General features: G+C 45.6%; 22 protein-coding genes. 1 reads left to right on the forward strand and 21 read right to left on the reverse strand.

Annotated elements, in window-relative coordinates; translation table 11 throughout:
- Positions 1 to 172: 172 nt before the first annotated feature.
- The 8 genes from ABEW73_RS00840 to ABEW73_RS00875 form a co-directional block, all read right to left on the reverse strand.
- Positions 173 to 1,708 (reverse strand): sensor histidine kinase, encoded by a 1,536-nt coding sequence (locus ABEW73_RS00840; RefSeq protein ID WP_430172659.1) that lies wholly within the window; start codon positions 1,706 to 1,708, stop codon positions 173 to 175.
- Positions 1,705 to 2,400, reverse strand: a complete 696-nt coding sequence (locus tag ABEW73_RS00845) for a response regulator transcription factor (protein ID WP_430172657.1) — start codon at positions 2,398 to 2,400, stop codon at positions 1,705 to 1,707. Before ABEW73_RS00845 ends, ABEW73_RS00840 begins: the two co-directional genes overlap by 4 nt.
- 144 nt (positions 2,401 to 2,544) lie before the next feature.
- Positions 2,545 to 3,030: a histidine phosphatase family protein gene (locus tag ABEW73_RS00850; protein ID WP_430172655.1), complete on the reverse strand. Its 486-nt coding sequence runs from the start codon at positions 3,028 to 3,030 to the stop codon at positions 2,545 to 2,547.
- A gap of 75 nt (positions 3,031 to 3,105) precedes the next feature.
- Positions 3,106 to 3,987 carry a class I SAM-dependent methyltransferase gene (locus ABEW73_RS00855; RefSeq protein WP_430172653.1) on the reverse strand — a complete coding sequence of 294 codons (882 nt, stop codon included), beginning with the start codon at positions 3,985 to 3,987 and terminating at the stop codon, positions 3,106 to 3,108.
- 5 nt (positions 3,988 to 3,992) lie between these two features.
- Positions 3,993 to 4,538, reverse strand: coding sequence for a GrpB family protein (locus ABEW73_RS00860; RefSeq protein WP_430172651.1), 546 nt, complete (start codon positions 4,536 to 4,538; stop codon positions 3,993 to 3,995).
- A gap of 42 nt (positions 4,539 to 4,580) precedes the next feature.
- Entirely contained in the window at positions 4,581 to 5,060 is a 480-nt protein-coding gene (locus ABEW73_RS00865) for an NUDIX hydrolase (protein ID WP_430172649.1), read from the reverse strand.
- 52 nt (positions 5,061 to 5,112) lie between these two features.
- Positions 5,113 to 5,853, reverse strand: coding sequence for an SDR family NAD(P)-dependent oxidoreductase (locus ABEW73_RS00870; protein WP_430172647.1), 741 nt, complete (start codon positions 5,851 to 5,853; stop codon positions 5,113 to 5,115).
- Between the two features lie 20 nt (positions 5,854 to 5,873).
- Positions 5,874 to 6,350, reverse strand: coding sequence for a GNAT family N-acetyltransferase (locus ABEW73_RS00875; protein WP_430172645.1), 477 nt, complete (start codon positions 6,348 to 6,350; stop codon positions 5,874 to 5,876).
- A 222-nt stretch (positions 6,351 to 6,572) separates the two neighbouring features.
- On the opposite strand from ABEW73_RS00875, the gene ABEW73_RS00880 reads away from it, so the two are divergent.
- On the forward strand, positions 6,573 to 7,076 hold the full coding sequence (locus ABEW73_RS00880) for a VOC family protein (RefSeq protein WP_430172643.1): 504 nt from the start codon (positions 6,573 to 6,575) through the stop codon (positions 7,074 to 7,076).
- Between the two features lie 73 nt (positions 7,077 to 7,149).
- Here the strand turns inward: ABEW73_RS00880 and ABEW73_RS00885 are convergent, their stop codons facing one another.
- The 13 genes from ABEW73_RS00885 to ABEW73_RS00945 all read right to left on the reverse strand — a co-directional run bounded on the left by ABEW73_RS00885 (position 7,150) and on the right by ABEW73_RS00945 (position 17,638).
- A complete protein-coding gene (locus ABEW73_RS00885; protein WP_430172641.1) occupies positions 7,150 to 7,593 on the reverse strand; it encodes a GNAT family N-acetyltransferase in 444 nt (147 codons plus the stop codon).
- Between the two features lie 128 nt (positions 7,594 to 7,721).
- Positions 7,722 to 8,534, reverse strand: a complete 813-nt coding sequence (locus ABEW73_RS00890; protein ID WP_430172639.1) for a class I SAM-dependent methyltransferase — start codon at positions 8,532 to 8,534, stop codon at positions 7,722 to 7,724.
- Positions 8,535 to 8,598: 64 nt separating this feature from the next.
- Complete coding sequence (locus tag ABEW73_RS00895; protein WP_430172637.1) at positions 8,599 to 8,997, reverse strand: DUF1801 domain-containing protein; 399 nt, start codon at positions 8,995 to 8,997, stop codon at positions 8,599 to 8,601.
- A gap of 66 nt (positions 8,998 to 9,063) precedes the next feature.
- Positions 9,064 to 9,837 carry a class I SAM-dependent methyltransferase gene (locus tag ABEW73_RS00900; RefSeq protein WP_430206364.1) on the reverse strand — a complete coding sequence of 258 codons (774 nt, stop codon included), beginning with the start codon at positions 9,835 to 9,837 and terminating at the stop codon, positions 9,064 to 9,066.
- Between the two features lie 203 nt (positions 9,838 to 10,040).
- Entirely contained in the window at positions 10,041 to 10,934 is an 894-nt protein-coding gene (locus tag ABEW73_RS00905; RefSeq protein WP_430172937.1) for a phosphotransferase family protein, read from the reverse strand.
- A 196-nt stretch (positions 10,935 to 11,130) separates the two neighbouring features.
- On the reverse strand, positions 11,131 to 11,676 hold the full coding sequence (locus ABEW73_RS00910) for an NUDIX hydrolase (protein ID WP_430172633.1): 546 nt from the start codon (positions 11,674 to 11,676) through the stop codon (positions 11,131 to 11,133).
- Between the two features lie 84 nt (positions 11,677 to 11,760).
- Positions 11,761 to 12,483, reverse strand: coding sequence for a hypothetical protein (locus ABEW73_RS00915; protein ID WP_430172631.1), 723 nt, complete (start codon positions 12,481 to 12,483; stop codon positions 11,761 to 11,763).
- A gap of 30 nt (positions 12,484 to 12,513) precedes the next feature.
- Positions 12,514 to 13,086, reverse strand: coding sequence for a hypothetical protein (locus ABEW73_RS00920; RefSeq protein WP_430172629.1), 573 nt, complete (start codon positions 13,084 to 13,086; stop codon positions 12,514 to 12,516).
- Between the two features lie 96 nt (positions 13,087 to 13,182).
- Positions 13,183 to 13,335, reverse strand: coding sequence for a hypothetical protein (locus ABEW73_RS00925; RefSeq protein ID WP_201259373.1), 153 nt, complete (start codon positions 13,333 to 13,335; stop codon positions 13,183 to 13,185).
- A 208-nt stretch (positions 13,336 to 13,543) separates the two neighbouring features.
- On the reverse strand, positions 13,544 to 14,344 hold the full coding sequence (locus ABEW73_RS00930; protein WP_430172627.1) for a class I SAM-dependent methyltransferase: 801 nt from the start codon (positions 14,342 to 14,344) through the stop codon (positions 13,544 to 13,546).
- 237 nt (positions 14,345 to 14,581) lie between these two features.
- The gene (locus ABEW73_RS00935; RefSeq protein WP_430172625.1) at positions 14,582 to 14,992 is read right to left on the reverse strand and encodes a 3'-5' exonuclease; all 411 of its coding nucleotides are present in this window, start codon (positions 14,990 to 14,992) and stop codon (positions 14,582 to 14,584) included.
- A 68-nt stretch (positions 14,993 to 15,060) separates the two neighbouring features.
- Positions 15,061 to 15,843, reverse strand: a complete 783-nt coding sequence (murI, locus tag ABEW73_RS00940; RefSeq protein ID WP_430172623.1) for a glutamate racemase — start codon at positions 15,841 to 15,843, stop codon at positions 15,061 to 15,063.
- 244 nt (positions 15,844 to 16,087) lie between these two features.
- Positions 16,088 to 17,638, reverse strand: coding sequence for a tetratricopeptide repeat protein (locus tag ABEW73_RS00945; RefSeq protein WP_430172621.1), 1,551 nt, complete (start codon positions 17,636 to 17,638; stop codon positions 16,088 to 16,090).
- Between the last annotated feature and the right edge of the window lie 8 nt (positions 17,639 to 17,646).

Genomic DNA, 17,646 nt, shown 5'->3' on the forward strand with positions numbered 1-17,646 from the left:
GTTCCTCCCATGCATATCCCCCAAGGAGTTAATGGCAGCTGCAGTTTTCGTCTTAGCATACCTCATGTTTCCCTGTTGAACTCAGTATAGAATACGAATATCTCGATACGATATCGAGCTTGTAACGAACTTGTAAACAAATAGATCACCTTGAAAAAAGAAAGCCCAGACCTTATTTCAAGTCTGAACTTTCTTCTGTCGAAATAACCTCTGTCGATTGTGGCCGATTCATCGGCAGGACAATCACAAACGTAGAACCGCCGGGACCCGATTCCGCAAGCTGAACGGAACCATGCTGTTTCTCCGCCAGATTGCGTACTAGAGATAACCCTAAGCCAGTTCCTCCGTGAACCCTGGAGCGGTCGTTGCTCACCGTATAAAACGGATCGAAGATCCGTTCTCTGGCATCGTCCGGGATTCCGATTCCAGTATCGCTTACCTTAATGATCATCCGAACATGGCCATGCTCGTCCTGTTTCACTTCGTTCGAGAGCGTGACGGTCCCTCCGGGCCGATTATATTTAATTCCGTTATCCAGCAGGTTTAGAACCATGTGCATCAGATTCTCCGGATCGGCCCATACCTTGCCATCCGTTAGGGAGGACTGAATCGTAATGTTAGACTGCTCTGCCTTGGCTTCCAGCCGGGCTGCCGCTTCTTGCAGAATCGGCAGAAGCTCTACGTGTTCCGCACGGGTTTCGAATTCGTAAATATCCATGGACGATAACTGAAGCGCCTTCTCCACCAATCGATATAGACGCTGTGCTTCCTGGCTGATCTGTCCTCTGGCTTCCTCAAGCAGGGCAGGATCATCGCGATACATTTCAAGCAAATCCGCATAGGCCAGTATGGAAGTCAGCGGCGTTTTCAACTCATGGCTGATATTCCCGATAAACTGCTTCTGCTGCTGTTCCAGCTCCTGCAACCGTTCGATGGCATCCAGCAGCTTCAGCTTCTCCTCCGTGAGCTGGCTCACCGAGGAGGAAATTCGCCCGCTCATCTCATATATGCCTTGCGCCAGTTCGCCGAGCTCATCGTTTCGCTTAACCGTCGGCTCGCTAAGATAGACTCCTTCACCAATCCTCTGCGCAGCCTGGTTCAGTCTGCTGATGACATGAACCTGCCGCCAGACGTATAGAAAACCGATTAAGAAACCCGCGGCCAATACGGCAAGACCCGTCACGATAAACAGGTTCTGGATCCGATCATAGAAAGCATGCTGCTCGGCTAGCGATGCGTGGAATTGAATCGTTCCGATCGGCTTATCCATATTCCGAAGCGGGGCAAGATAGAGCAGCTGGTCCCCCTCGGTAATATAGGCGGAACGCCCTTGCGCTGTGTGTGCAAGTGCGTCTTGTACATCCATTTTCGGCTGAAACGGAAGGGAGGTCCCTGTGAATGTACCATCCAGCTTATACAGGGTCACCGGCATGCCGCTCTGGGTTCCAAGATCGACCGCTAACCGTTGACCGACACTTTCCATAAATTCATCCGGCTGGGTTTGAGGATTCGTCAAAAATTCCTGATGAACCCTGAGATTGGCCGCTTCGGCTTCATGGGCGAAGGATTGCTCCAGGCGAACCCGCTGATCCTCCCGTATCCCAGCAAGAACCATTGTGCTTAGAACAACAACAACGGCAATCAGCAGCAAGGCGAGAAGAAGTGCGACTTTCCATTTTAAGCCGAAACGCACCTTTCTTTTGCTCATGATGGAATCTCCGTGCTTTTATATCCGATACCATAAACGGTTTGGATCACTTCGTGCTGGTTCCCCAGCTTCTTGCGCAATCTCTGGACATGAATATCTACCGTACGCGTGCCGCCGGCAAAATCCATATCCCATACCTGTTCAAGCAAGGCTTCGCGCGAATACACCCGCTCCGGATTCCGGGCCAAGAGAGCCATGAGATCAAACTCCTTCGGCGTGAGCTCAAGGGGCTTGCCCTGGGCGTGAACGGTGCGATTTAACAGATTAATGGTAAGCTCGGATATCCGGATCACATGCTGGTCCGGGACTTGCTGCCCGGCTGCTTCAGGTGTGCGGCTTCTTCGGGACAACGCCTTTACCCTGGCGATCATCTCCCGCATATCGAAGGGCTTCGTCATATAATCATCCGCACCAAGCTCGAGGCCGAGCACCTTATCCACAATATCGTTCTTCACCGTCAATAACAGAATGGCTGGGCGCTGCCGGTTCTCGAGCTTGCGACAGACATCGTACCCGCTAAGCTTCGGCATCATAACATCGAGCACCATCACGTCAGGATCAAACGATTCTACACGCTCCAGCGCTTCCTGCCCATCCCCTGCCGTCTCCACCGTATGTCCTTCTCTTCGCAGCGCATAAGCGACTGCGCTTGAGATACTAATCTCATCATCCACTACAAGTACCTTGGTCATTGCAGATACGACTCCTTTACTGGCCGATTACAACATTTACTAGTGCAATGATGGTACCGTATCCGGCATCATAATTCAACCTGGATGGGCTGCAGTACACTTCAACAGAAAAAGAGAACCTATGGCTCTCTTTCATTTACCCGCTTATTTTTCAAAAATATACATGGCACCATTCCTGGGTTTTACAAGTCCCTTTCCTCGGTAACCTCTTCTGGACAATTCCTGAGTCAGCACTTTCATGAATGCGCCGTGACTAACCACTAATACGTTGCGATTACGGTAACGTTCTTCGATCCAATCGACGATATGCCCAGCTCGATCCAGTGTTTCGCTTCTCCGTTCCGCTTGGGAGCCATGAGAGAAATACCAAGCCAAACGCCCCATCAGCAACCATATATGGTAATGAAGCTTTAGATTTCCCAAAGGATGAATCGATTGAACCTCAATCTCTCGTAACCGATTCGTTGCGATGATCGAGCCTGGATATATCGTTTCTGCCGTCTGAATGGCTCGGGATAAATCACTGGAAATGCAGATGTTCCACTCCGAAAAACCGTAGTCCAGGTCTGGTTGTTCAATTTCAGCGTTGTTGTAAGCTTCCACCCAAGCATTGAACTGTTCGGACGTCATCCAATTCCTATCGGGTTTATGTATAACTTTAAAATGTCTTACCAATCCAATTTTCATAGGGCTCCTTAGGTAAGTTTATTCTCTACTAACCGTGCCAAAAGAAATCTTCATATTCGGCGCGTAAGTTAACCACGAATCGCTATCAAACTCCTGAAACAACTTAAGTTCGGCGGCATATTGGGCTTGTGCTTCTTCTATTGTTAAACCTCTCTGCACCAACTGCTCCACTACCTTAACCGGATCTTCTTGTTCCTGCCCAATACCTTCTTCCTTCAGGGACTGAAAAAGCCGATCCTTCTCTACAGCGTCCATGTTCTGGTTCAAAAAATTCACTTTGTCACTGACTCGGCATTCCACATTCCCTAATCCCAGCTGACTTAGCATTATCGGCAGCTTCATGCCGATGTTCCCATCTTTACCGCTATCTTTGGCACTCGCTTCATACAATTTCTGTAATATGCCTAGACGGACAACTTCTGAATGCTGGATTTCATCGAAGCCATAATTTGCCGTATTCGCAATCCAATGGGGCTCAAAACAAATGACTCGGCCGCCGTCCAGTACACTATCAATCATTTTTTGAAGAATCATCCGAGGGTTTGCCATATGTAATAAAAATGCATGACAGATCGCAACGTCATACTGACGTTGCACAAACATGTCCTCAATATCTCCTTGAATGAATTCAGCGGAATAGGGCAGCTTGTCAAACACTTCTCTTGCTTCCTTGATCAAATCTTCACCTTTGTCTATACCTGTATAGGTTGACCCTTCGGGTAATAGCGGGAGAAGCTTCAGTCCAAGATATCCATATCCACAACCATAATCCACAATGTTAACGGAGTCATTCAATTTCCAGACGTTCTTCACTAGAAACTCCAGATAATCATCGTTGTAATATAACCATCTGGTATTTCTCAAATATTCGATTTTAGAATCCCAGTAATATTCGGACATCATCTTTACTTCCTTCCAGCATCAAGATTATTGAGTAAATCTGTATCCAGCTTTGCCTTATGGATCACTTCACGAATGAAATCAGCCTTGCCGTTGGTATAGGCTACGCGGTCATGTTTATATTGATTTTCGAGAACTTTTTTTAAGGTATAATACTGATCCCTTGTATCCGGATGTTTCATTAAATACTCCCTGAATAAAATCTGCTCGTTCCACTGTAAGCCTTGATACTTGTAAATATGAAGATGATGCGTCCCCGCTCGCCATTGCCCTCTTCTAAAGAAGAGCCGCTCCGGAAACTCCGGTTTAAACACATATTCATAGTCGATCCCATCCAAATGCTTTATGTAATGTTCGTCTACTTGCGCTAAACTTTGGACACCAGCCATCATATCGATGGTCGGTTTCGATCCTAAACCCATCACCGATGTGCTCCCGATATGTTCGATGTGAATTTCAAGTCCCTTCAGTGCTGACTCAATTTTAGCTTTTTCCCGTTCGAACTCGTCTTTCCAGTCCGGATTGTATGGTGTTACAATAACTTCTTCCATGCGAAAGTTCCTTTCGATATATGATAGACCAATACGAAGTCCTTATATATTCCGTCTCAGCTTAATTTCAAACTCCGGTTTCGTAATATATTCCATATAGACGATGGCCTGGTTAAAATCCAAATAAGCCTGGAAACGCGTACGAATGGCCGGGGCTGTAATCAATTGAAGCACTTCCTCCTTCGCGACCCAACGACTGTCCGTCGTTTCTTCCGATGTCCTCAGCTCTCCACCTGTGGGCTTGCACACATAATCCATCATCACTTTCGTTGGAACCTGTGTGACCCCGCTGTGGCCCGGATAGGTTGAAGTATTGGAATAGACGCCGATCAGATGCGAAACGATGGTCTCGATCCCGCTTTCCTCCATGATCTCCCTGATCAGTGCATCCATGAGATTCTCTCCGGCTTCCACCTGCCCACCTGGAAAAACCCAGCCGTTACGGTCCTTCACCAACAATATTTCACCGCATTCATTCTCAACCACGCCGCCTACAGCGACGATATGTGCTGGCATCTTCATGAGAACAGCCCCCGATAGATAAGATATCCTTCAACTTTCACAAGACTAGCCCTTAGACTTCGTTATAATTGACAATGCTTCCGGGTTCAAAATCCTTGTCGATGATATGTAACAGATGCGCCCCGATTTCCTCTGTAGATAGCAGCTGTCCTGACTCATGCGCATGGGCGAAGGCTTTGGCCATTTCAAACTCCTGCTCATTCTTCCCTCTGGCCATTCTTTGCATATCCGTGTCCACCATTCCAGGATTGACCGCGATAATCTCCACCGGGTTCTGCCGGTTCCTTTGCTCGGTCCCAACACTCTCCGAAAACATGTTGATCCCGGCCTTCGCCGTGCAGTACACACTCATCGTAGGTGCTGGATATGTTCCAGAGCCAGAAGAAATGTTGATGATTTTCTTTCGAATGGATAGCCCCTCCGTTTTCTTGATGAAGCAGGACGTTAAGATCATTGGCGCAATCAGACTGATTTGCACATTCATATGAATATCTGTCGCATCACATCGTTCAATGGCCTTCAGTGGTTCAAGCATGGACGCATTATTGATAAGGCAGATCATATCCGCGTGATCGGGATCGATCTCCTCAAATATGTTATCCATAAGCTCCTCCAGCCCCAACGCATCGCTCAGATTATATACACGGTGCCTGTATTTTGGATAGCTGCTCAATCTGTCGGACGTTCCTCTCGCGATCCCATATACGACATTCCCCTTCTCAAGAAGCATATAGGCCAGTTCCTCGCCGATTCCTTTTGAAGTTCCCGTGATGATGAAATGACCTCCACTCATTGTTTTAACCCTCCGTTATTCTAAAAAGATAACTTCATAATATATTCTTCCACTTCTTCACCACGAGCATGGGCATAACCCTTATCTTCCCCCCAGATGATGAAGCCGTTTTTTCCCAGAATCCGAATCGAGGCGATATGATCTTTAACTGCACGTGCATACAATGGACGGGTTTTGATATCTCTGAGAAATAAAGCAAGTGCTCTTGTCGCTATGCCTTTTCCCCAAAATTCGCGCCCTATCCAGTAGCTGACTTCGGGCTGACCCATATGTTCGAAAAATGAAATCTGCCCGGCTACTTGTCCCTCATATACAACGGTTTTTTTGATGATGGTCTCATCGCCTAAAATTTTGGCCCAATGCGCTTCAAAAGCTGCCTTATCCGAAGGATCTTTCGCTGTAAAAGCCGCCATGTAGTTTGCCTCCGGGTCTAGTTGTTGCTCAAAAAATATGGCAAGATCATCTTCGAACACATCTCGCAATAGCACCTCAATCATACTAGTCACCCCAGTCGCCTATTGTTTTCTTCCATCGTCTATACCTAATGGATTTCACATGGGACATCCGTTATCCTGCAACCATCGCACAATTTCCTAACTGCATTGTTATGCGAACCCGTAAGTGGCAGGAATAAATCGCAATCGGTAAGAAATCATGGTAAGAAGGATATGATACGATTGCATTACATAACTATTACCTGTATTGAAGGAGTTGGGATTATGAAGAATAGAGTCCAAAAGATTACGCCAAACTTGTGGTTTGATCACCAAGCCGAGGAAGCAGCCGAGCATTACCTCTCTATTTTTGAAAATTCGCAGATCGAGCGTATCACGCGCCGCGGTGCAGAGAAGAATGACAATCATGAGTTTGCCGAAGGAGCGATCATGACTGTGGAATTCCTGCTGGAAGGCCAACATTTTGTTGCCTTAAATGGCGGTCCGCATTTCAAATTCAACGAAGCCATTTCATTTATTGTTCATTGCGAGACACAAGAAGAACTGGACTATTATTGGGAGAAGCTAGCTGAAGGTGGTGACGAGAGAGCACAAGTATGTGGTTGGTTGAAAGATAAGTTTGGCGTATCGTGGCAGATCGTCCCGGCTAACTTAAGCGAAATGATAACCGACCCCGATCCGGCAAAATCGGAACGAGTCATGAATGCTTTGCTCCAGACGAAATCAAAAATCGACATGCATGCATTACAGCAAGCCTACGAGGGGTAAGAAAGGCTGCCTTTAGGGTAGCCTTTCTTACTTCCCAGTTCTCTATAGGTTCGAGGCGGGGCATCAGCGACCATTATAACTCAGGTTCATGAGTGACTAGCTCATCATCCTTCTTTTCTTTAAAACCCAACTTCTCATAAAATTTAGCTGCCTTGGGATTGTCCGTTTTCAAGACGATTTTAGTATAATGGCTGCTCGCCATATGAATTACCGCATCAACCAACCTTCTCCCAGCTCCATGACGCCGAAATTCCTTTAACACATACAGTCTGCGGATCCTGCCGATGCTTCCGTCAGCATACGGATCACGATTTAACCCGCAAATGCCGATGACTCTATGACCAACTCGACATTCAAACAAGGCTTCATCTTCACGCTGAAACGTATTGATACCCTCTTTATATTCATTCACTAGCCTATGGATATTCCTGAATCCTTCTTCCTTGCTTTCAGTTAAGAGCTCAGTAATGTCTACTGCACCCAGGTCGGCAATTTTGTGAATGATCATATTTTTCATGGTATGTCATTATCCTCTGTTTCCCTGCGATTTTTGTTATTTTTGTGGAGTCTAGTATGTAACTGCTAAAATGATGAGAACCAGTACCAACACTGCAACCATGCTTCTAATGAATTTCTTCATACCCCTTATCGTTTCTGCCCAATATACAATAAATGAGATGAGACCCCCAAAATGCTTGGGTTCTCCGCTTCCTGGTAGATTAGGTTCATGACTTCTTGGAATTCCTCTTCCCCACGGGACCGCCAATAATCGAACTGCTCTGCCTTGAAGGAGCCTGCTATACTTGACGAACCTATCAATTTAATCGTCTCGAAGCCATGTGATTCCATGAACGGCTTAATGTCCTCCAAGTTGTAATAATATGCACCGGTAAATCTTCCTTCATCGCTATGATTAAATATCCCGGTCCTAACAAATTCCTTAATGCTGCTAATATTATCATTCGGTTTCCATTGTTCCGGAAATGATAATGACGTCATCAAATGCCGAATTCGAGTCATGAATGCCACAAATACGTAACCGCCTGCTCGGGTAACACGATTCAATTCTCGAACAGCCGTAGACCGATCCGATTCTGTCTGTAAATGGTATAACGGTCCCATCATAAGTGCACTGTCAAACAACTCATCTTGAAATAGACTAAGATCATTGGCATTGGCACGGTGGAACCCTTTGAACTGGCCTGTTAACTTGAGTTCCTCGGCTTTAGCAGCCGCAATCTCGACTAATCTTGGCGTAAGATCTGTTAAGGTCACATCGTAACCGTTCTTCGCCAATTCCATCGAATACTTCCCTGGTCCCGCACCGTTATCCAGCACATGACCTTTCTCAGGCAACATACTCAAGATATGATGCAGATTGACGATAAATTCAATGGGCTCCCTATCCAAGCGCCCCCATTCATCGAAGGCATTATAATAATTTATCACATTGTTCAACTGGGTCACCCCTTCACTTAGTCGCCTGCTTGTAGAGCTAAACAACAACCATAATACTCCCTGCTTAGCCCTTATTCGTCGCTTCAATCCATCGAACGATGACTTCTTTTAATTGTTCTTTCTTCTCCTTCAGATCGTTTACATTAAATATTTTCACAATTGCCCGATCATTAGAGGCCCATTCCAATAGAGTATCCTCAGACAGGGCTCCCTTGATATCATGAGTTTGAACTTTTGGCCCACAATGAAAAATGATGCGAAAGAAGCCTTTCCCTTGTAAATTCAAAGTGATCCGGTCTTCGCCCTGAACGCAGAAGCTGGGGGCATTCCATTTGATCTGCTCGGTTATCTGATCATCGACGCTTAATATGAAACTTCTTACTTCCTCAATTTCAGCCTTTAATGGATGCTCAAGATGGTGAAGATACTCCACGACTTGTTCGTGATCTGTTAATTTTGCCATCCATGACTCCTCCTCAAATACTATGGAAATTGAAGGAACTCATTTTACCCAGGTGGAATCCATTCATCATTTCCTTGCCGTCAAGATCGGCTGATAGAAACCCGATTCCGAAGGCATATGCCACCTGATATCGGTGAATCTCGCTTCTTCCAATATTGCACTTAATTCCGTTCTCAATAAGGCTCTATAGGATGTGCTGTTGACTTCAGTCTTCCATGACCCGTTAATCTCTTGCATAATAAATTGATTGGTTATATAGTGATTGCCAGCTTCAGCCCAATCCCACACTTGAAAAACGATCCGTTTTCCTTCATCCATAACTCGGGGCAACGTGGCACGCTGTCGATTCTGCAGGATCTCGTCATAGTCCCGAATGGACAATACAAGCAAACCATTGCTTCGAAGTTTGGCATAGAGATTGCGGCATGCCACTCTTAAATCTTCATCAGACAGTAAATGGGGGATCGCATTGTCAGCTGACAGAACAACATCAAATTGCCCAGGGATATCTTGCTCCAGTGAGCGGAAATCCGCGACTCCAAAATGAACATGAACCCCCAACTTATCTGCTTCCTTTTTGGCTCGTTCAATGGATTTGGGACTAAGATCTGTAGCCGTTACGGTAAAATCACGCTGCGCTAATCCCAGTGCCTGTGTTCCTATTCCGCAAGATGCATCCAGAAGGTGAATCGGACCCACATGTTCTTCAGCATATAACGAACGAATAAATCGATTGAAGAAGTCACCCTGCCATTGAACCGCCTCATACCAATCCTTAAATATCAAATGATATGTGTCCGCAAGACCTTCGTAAAATTCCAAGCTGGTGTCCTTCAACACTCATCCCCTCCTATGAACAATGCATGTTTTTAAACGAGTATTAATAACTCAATTCTAGATAGAAAAATTTTCCTTCCCCCTATAATAGACGATTTGTGCCCCGGAAGGAACCAAAAAAAACCTCCAATAGGAGGTTCACTACCCATTATGCTGATCAATCTCCTACTAAGGATTTCAGGACCCATAACCAAGCTTCGTCTGACTTACGGGCCCTTAATGATGTGTTCTACACGATGAATGAAGTCCCCTGCAAGCTCCACTTGTGAATAAGAGAAATCCATATCGCCACGACCTGAAACGGCGTAATCGAAGTTCCCTAATGTAGACATCAATATGCGTGCGGTCAGCGCAAATCCAAAAGCTTCCCGGTCAGCCACAATGTTAGGACGGTTGAGCATAAACTGGAGCGTTGGCTCCTGCTCTCCTCTGAATAAAGCCAGGTTTGCCACAAATGAAGCCAGATCCCAGTAACGAGGCATGAAGGATACATCTTCAAAATCCGTCCAAAGCCAGCCCCTGGGGCTCGGCATTAAATTACGGGCATGCGCATCACCGTGGCTGGGAAATAGCTGCAGGGATTCTGAACGCATCACTCGATCGATTTCATAAAATTTGTGGATTAATCGCTGCATCCGGTCATCCGGATGATCGCTTAATCGCGTAACCGATTGTTGGATCCTATCCCATACACCCAGAATAGGGAGTTCTCCGGTATATTGCCCCATGGCAAGAGTCAAGGTATTTACAATGTTGACCGCTTCGCTCGGTGAAGGGAAAGGAAGTGCTGTTTGCGGGACGTACTCCCAGAACGTCATCCAGTGCCCATCCAGCTCAAATGGTCCTTCTTGCGAGAGATGTACAGGCAGCAGTACTGGAACTCCCTCCTCGAGAAGATGAGAAGCTACGCGTAACTCTTGTTCAAGCTTCTTGCCTATATGGGGATCTTGGTCGGGGGTAAAAGCAGCAACTCGGGCAACGATCGGATAAGGGGCCAAGTGAATGATGATATTTCCCCCACGGCTTAATACCTTCGGCACAACTTCAGTGAAGCCAAAATTCGCTGCAGCAGATTGCAATTGGGCACAAAGCCGGTCCATAGCTGTCAAGGCAGCATCTCCTTTAATCGTCTACTTGATTCTACTGGATTATCTTTCAAGAAATCCGTTCAACACCTTCAGGATTTCTATTTCGCACTTCACACGAGCTTCCAGAGCTCTCCCTAATGAAAACAAGACCCGGCCTAAGATATTTCCTATCTATGTCGGGTCTTGTGGTGTTTGAGTATTTTTTTCCCTAAATTGCAACTCCCTCTCCCCGATATTGATTCAACCACGTCTCCCTCATCGCTTCATCCGTTTCAATCGAGTCACTGATCTGAAGTGGTGTTTGTTCGACCAGCTTACCGTCCTTATATGTACATCGATGATCATAGCAATTCGGATCATGTAAAATGAGTTCGAGCGAACCCGGTATATTAGCTGCAATTCCAACATTGGCATCGTCCGTTATCCATTTGACGGGTTTCCAATCCAATATTCCTTCATCTGTCGTGATCGGAGTATGGTAGGTGTAATCCTCAGGGACCTCTGCTAGATATAAATACATACCACCCGTAATCGAACCGTCGATGGACCAAGTCACTACGCCTTTAAAAGTTAGACTGAAGTCTTGTAGATGTGTCTCTTCCTCTAGTTCGCGTAGCATCGATTCTCGCGGGGTTTCGTTCGCCTCCAGCTTGCCTCCCACGCCATTCCAGCACCCCATCCAGGGCGGGAATTTACGATTCAACAATAAAACCTCATCACCGCGCCGAACAAAACAAATATTGTATTTGATCATCTGAAATGGATCCCCCTTCCGCATCGGTTGTACATATGTTAAGCTCCTGATCTTCTCTTCGATTGGCATCTGCTCATCTTCGTGTCAGCTTGCTTTGGCAAAGCTCCATTTCCTGTTCGAGTAAGTTAACCAGACTTTATATTCTGTAATTTCATCTCTAAATTCATATACCTTATCCATATCCAAGTAATGCCCTACGGTAGTAACAGGTACGCTTATACTCGCTCTGCTCTTAACTATTTTCGAAAAATCAATGAATAAGCCTTCCTTCGTAGATTCCAGCAGTAAAGCCGCAATGTCATCTGGAATGTTCTCCATTATTCGCCGTGTTAATCTATGTAGTTTGGATACGATAACCCTAGATAACAGGATCTTATAATCTTCAAGGTCAGATACATACAGCTTGTTGAACCATCCATCATCATGCGCATAGTAAGCAAACCTAGCTTTCGGTATCTCATGCAAGGGCTCGGAAAGATGAGCAAAGGTTAACAATTCCGCAATTTGTAATTTGGTTAATTTATCAAGCGTATCTCCTGTCTCAAAATCAACCCAGCAAAAGTCTCCATAGTCATAGACATAATCTGCTATCAAATGATCTACTTCCTCAGATGTTACATAGTCCAATCTCGATTGATTATTCCACTGTGTACCCTCGAACTTGTGTTTAAGGAGCACCAAATTCTCCGGCCGGTTATGAACACATGACATGAATTCATAAAATTCAATACCATAAGAATAAAAGCACTGGTTATGCTGTTCCTTCCCGTTCACATAGATCAGATCCCTGAGATTTTGTTTAGACATAACGACCTCTCTTATAAAAGTATATGGCTACTACTCCCTCGAATACAGGAGTGCTCCGCCAGAACCCAGAATAACGAAATGTTGACCAGACGGCGAAAAACCACATTTTATTTTCCCATCCAGCCGGTTCAAATCGATCATCGCGGCATGTCTGAGATATTCATAGTTAGGGACAAACACCTGATCCAAGACTACGGAGGCCCTTGGCCACCAGGGGTAAATGACATCCAGCATCCAGCCATCGTTCGTGATGTGAATCCCGTCTCCAGACTCAAATCCGAATATAGAAATGTCCTGTCCGCTTGAAGGAATACGAAAACTCAAGTAGTTATTGCTAATATGATCATCCGTTACATTAGGATCCTGGTCTCTGTGCAGTCGGTTCCCGGACCTGGCCTGTGTAGTGCTGTAACCGGAGCTGCTAATCAGAACAAGGTTCTCATCGGCATCCCATCCGCACGCAATGCACCCCGCAGCTGGAATGATAACCTCAGCCGTCCAAGGATACGGAGGTTTCTTAGGTTCTTTGGCCTGAGCCTGGTGAAGCATATCGATCTCAAATTTCGTTCTGATTTCTTTTTTTGAATGTTTAAAAGGGTTCATATCATACTCCCACATTGATCTGAATGAAAGCGAATACGCTCTAAGATTCCTTCTCTGCTGTTTAGCAAGATTATCCTCACTCTGAGAAAAACAATATCACGGTTTAGGATGATGATTCATCTCTTGTATTCTTGTATTAAGCTCATCCAATGATCGCTGCATGCGCTCCATCCTTCTCAGAGCAGAATACTGATTGCTAATAATTCCGGCCAAGCCAACTATCATAACGATAATAATCAAACCGATCATATGTAGAATCATCCTTTCCGTTCCTAGATTGATCTCTAATAATATTTGTTATCAGGTAACATCGATGCGTGAACCCATTCTTCAAAACTAGTAAACATCAAGGTCTTGGGCCATTCCGCTGACTCTTCATGTTTCCAGGTTAAATGAACCTGCGCATACGTCCCCGGCTCATCTAATAAATGGTCGGGTCAAACGTCATTTTATTAGTTTATTTCGTTGCATAGATCGATAACCACTGCGGGAGTGCTGCAAGCGGGTTCAATTCCCAGTTACAGAAATCTTCGAGCTCTTGATCTGACAAACGGCTATCCTCACTTTTCGATTCATCCACCCAGAACGTACCGTCCACGGCGAACATTTCTTCCAGATGTTTGACGTTCAAACCGGATGACATCATGGCATTCAATATATCTTGAATTCGCCACTTATACGTTGGGATTTCTCCAAAAGGCCCCGTAGAATCATATGGATTCACCACCTTGATTCGATCTGTAGAATGGGTTCCAAATGGGCGCATAAATGGGTGAATATCATACATGATATACGTCCCATTCGGTTTGAGAATTCGATGGATATTCGAATACATCGAGTTTAGATCATGAATCCATACATGAACACCATTTGAAGTATATACGAAGTCATATACACCACTTCCGATGCTGCCTAATTTCATCGTATCATCGCAGATGAATTCGATATCCCATCCGTATCGCTTCGCGATATCTGAACTATTCTCCAGTTGTCGTTCCGAAATGTCGCATGAAGTGACGTGAGCCCCCATGAGATGAAAAGCAAACACGGCATGATTATCTCCGCTTGAAGGAACACATATCCGTTTGCCCCGAAGGTCTGGGAATGCCTTCATGATCATCGAGAATGTAGTAGGGTGAAACGCGGATTCTGGTTGTTTGATGATGTTGGCTATGACCTCTTCGGTCCGATATCCTACATACCACGAGTCTGACCATTCATCCCAAGATCTTTTAATGATATCCATTGGTTCCTTCATCTTGCAACCTCCCTGCCTGCCAAACGCAAGCGTATTCATAATTAAACATTTATATCGGCTATTATGCACTACCCCAACCCGATGGGATAGGTAGAATTCAAATGGAATTGAATTCTACCAACTAAAAAAAGCACATGATATGCTCCTTACATCTTAGCAGCAATTCCTGATACTAAGAGGGAATCCGAAACCTTTTGACCACGACCTCTTCTTTAAAATAAATATCATGTAAATTCCTCATATGTCCATCATGGGAAGGTTGAATCTCTTGCATTCATTCCGCAATAAAGGCATATCAAATTCATAGCCTGCATGTGTCACCAATACACTGTCCTTGATAAACTCGATAAAACCGCTATAAACCTCGTTAAATCTCGGAGCACGCTCTACATAGGCATTATAAATTCCAGTTAATCGCTCAATGGCTTCCGGAATGGGCTTTACAGGTCGTACATACGATGTGAAGGTTGACGTTTCCAGAATCCTTCCGTTCTCTATGATAACAGCACCTATTTGGATGATATGTTCCGTATCATGGTTAATGCCCGTCGCTTCGAAATCAAATACGCAGTACCTTTGTTTCAAAATATCGCTCACTGCCAACCCAGATACGCCATATTCTAAATCAGATAGAAAGCGAAGCTCCACCACTTTTCCCCTCCAATTATTGTGCAGCAATCGAAATGCCGCCTAAATCCATGCAGACTCCAGTTACCCTACTTCTCTATTTCTATTTCTCTATAAATGCTCAGTGCCTTCTTCATTTTCTCTGTGTACTCCATGGATTGGCTCGAATTTAATAGCTTAACATCCTGACTTCCGCTGGAGCTGAGCAGATCCTTGTCACTTAATACCTGAATGAGTCTGTTCACGGTTCCTTTACTGCCATCTATAATGCGAATGTGATCCGGAAGCAGATCCGATAAGATTCTTTTGTAAAAAGGATAGTGGGTACAGCCCAATACGATGGTTCCGTACTCATTCATATCGAAGGATTCGAATTGCTTGGTAAAGTAAGCATTCATGACCTTTTGATCGAAATTCAAAGCTTCACAGTGCTCTACCAGCTCCGGCAGAGGCAGGGAGTCCACGATATGCATGCTATCGACTCGTCGAACCAGATCCCTGTACTTCGATTCCTTTAAGGTCAGCGGCGTAGCAAGCACCAGGATTCGCTTCCCGCTGGAACGATTGATTTCGACGGCCGGTTTTACGGCCGGCTCCATCCCGATAACCGGGATCGGATAAGCCTTCCTCAGATCGGAAATCGCCATGCTTGTAGCCGTGTTGCATGCAATGACAATGGCTTTGACTTCTTCCTTCATGATCGTTTCCATCGCATGATGGATGTAAGATTTCACATCTTCCTTGGCTTTAGTACCGTATGGCACATGGAGGGTGTCCGCATAAAACAAAAAGTCTTCATGCGGCAGCTCCTTCATAGCCTCCGATAACACCGTTAAACCGCCTAAACCTGAATCAAAAAAAGCTATTCTCATGTTTTTCACCTATCGCTGTATGTTTTTCTGTCTGCATCATTACGTTAATATCCTTATACATTATACTCCACTACTGAAATCCTCGCAGGGCCATCTGTACGAGTTGAATCGTAAGTGGAACAGGTTCAACATACAGAACGACCCAGCCTTATTGTAATCTCAGAGGCCGGGTCGCGTGCGTCGTTCCTATGGAATTCTGAGAAGAATACGTAAATTTCTTCGCGAATATTAAGAAATGCGTGTTTTACTCAAAACATTTTAACAGTGCCAAAGCCTCTTCATGATCGGGTTCCAGAACGAGCGCCTCACGCGTATATTCCAGAGCCTCCTCATCAAGACCAAGCTCGTAGCAGCAGATCGCTAAGCAATATAAAACCGTTGGCACCGGCTCTTCTTCATCCGTTTCCACGGATTCCTCCAGGAAGAACCTCGCATCCTCGTACATATCCATCTCGAACAGCACCAGCCCAGCGTCCAATGCCAGATCATAACGCTGCTCCATCACATAGTACGATGACCACATTTTGTAGATGCCTGTTCGAATATCCAGCATTTCTTCGTCATTGGCATCCGGCAGCAGATTCGAGATGCGTTTCGCGCTCTGAATGAAAAACTCGGCGTCATACCCGCCCAATCGCCAAAAAGACAAAATTTGCTGCATGCCCATGCTTTCAATATTCCGGTCGATCCATTCCTTCATACTGAAAAATTCATCAGGTCCGAAGCGTTCGATAAATTGGCGGTATGCGATCCGAGTATTGGCATAACTCGTCGGTGCTTCCAGCATGAGGATACAGCCGACGTTAATATTCTTGTAATGCTGCGTGGGGAAAATCGCCTCTGCGCCTCTTTGCTCAAACACATGCTGCAGCGCATGATAGTTGGCTGTTAAAGAGAAGCTGCCATGGAAAATTAATTGCGGCGGTTCAGCGAACTTCCAATTATCGATACGATGATCTCCTTTATCCGCTGTGAGAAGCATGAAACCCGACGTTGATAACTGATTCAGACGCTCCATGCAGGTCAAACCCGCCTCTGGAAACAGGATATGGGAGTCCTCCAGCTCTTGCTGGTAGTAGGCAATGACATCACGGTACGGGTAGGTGTCCTCCTCGTATCTGGGTGCACGGCGGTGCTCGTATGCCAGTTTCATTCGTTCCAGTGCTTCAGCCGGCTTGAGCTTGTTGTACTGCTCCGGAAATTCGATGACAACATCGGTCTCGTAAATCTTGCCTTCCCCCACATAGATCAGTTCTTGCGGAATGCCGTCAAAAAAATAGTTTGCGATAATAAGCAGCGGCTGCTTCAAATCTCCAGGACGTATCGTGGTCTTCGATACTACCAGGTTCAATTCCGTGTCATGCACGGCATCGAACCTCGCGAAGTCCAGCAGTCCCTGTTCAATATAGGACTGCATGGCAGGATGTTGATTCCATGCCGTCACATTTTTAATCGGCAGATCGGTCATGACATAGCGGAAAGGGGGAAGCGCTATACCCGCAAAATCTCTCAGCTCACACAGCTTGTGCAGCACATGATAACCAAGGCGCCCGGCTCCGGCTCCCAATTCCAGTATTGTCACAGGTTCGGTCAGATCGCCTTGATCGGCGCGGTCTCGAAGGAATCCGAATATGATTTCGGCGTAAGCTGTAGCAATCATAGGGTTGCTCGTAATATACTGCGGAACCTGGTCATTATTCCAGGCTTTCATCCCCAGTTCTTCATAATAAGTCCGCTGTAATTCCCAGATGGGTGCTTCACTGTAACGGAAGCGTTGTTGAATATTGTCTGTCATTCTATATA

Origin of the sequence: Paenibacillus lautus, from assembly GCF_050482385.1 — a bacterium.
Taxonomy (GTDB): domain Bacteria; phylum Bacillota; class Bacilli; order Paenibacillales; family Paenibacillaceae; genus Paenibacillus_AQ; species Paenibacillus_AQ lautus_B.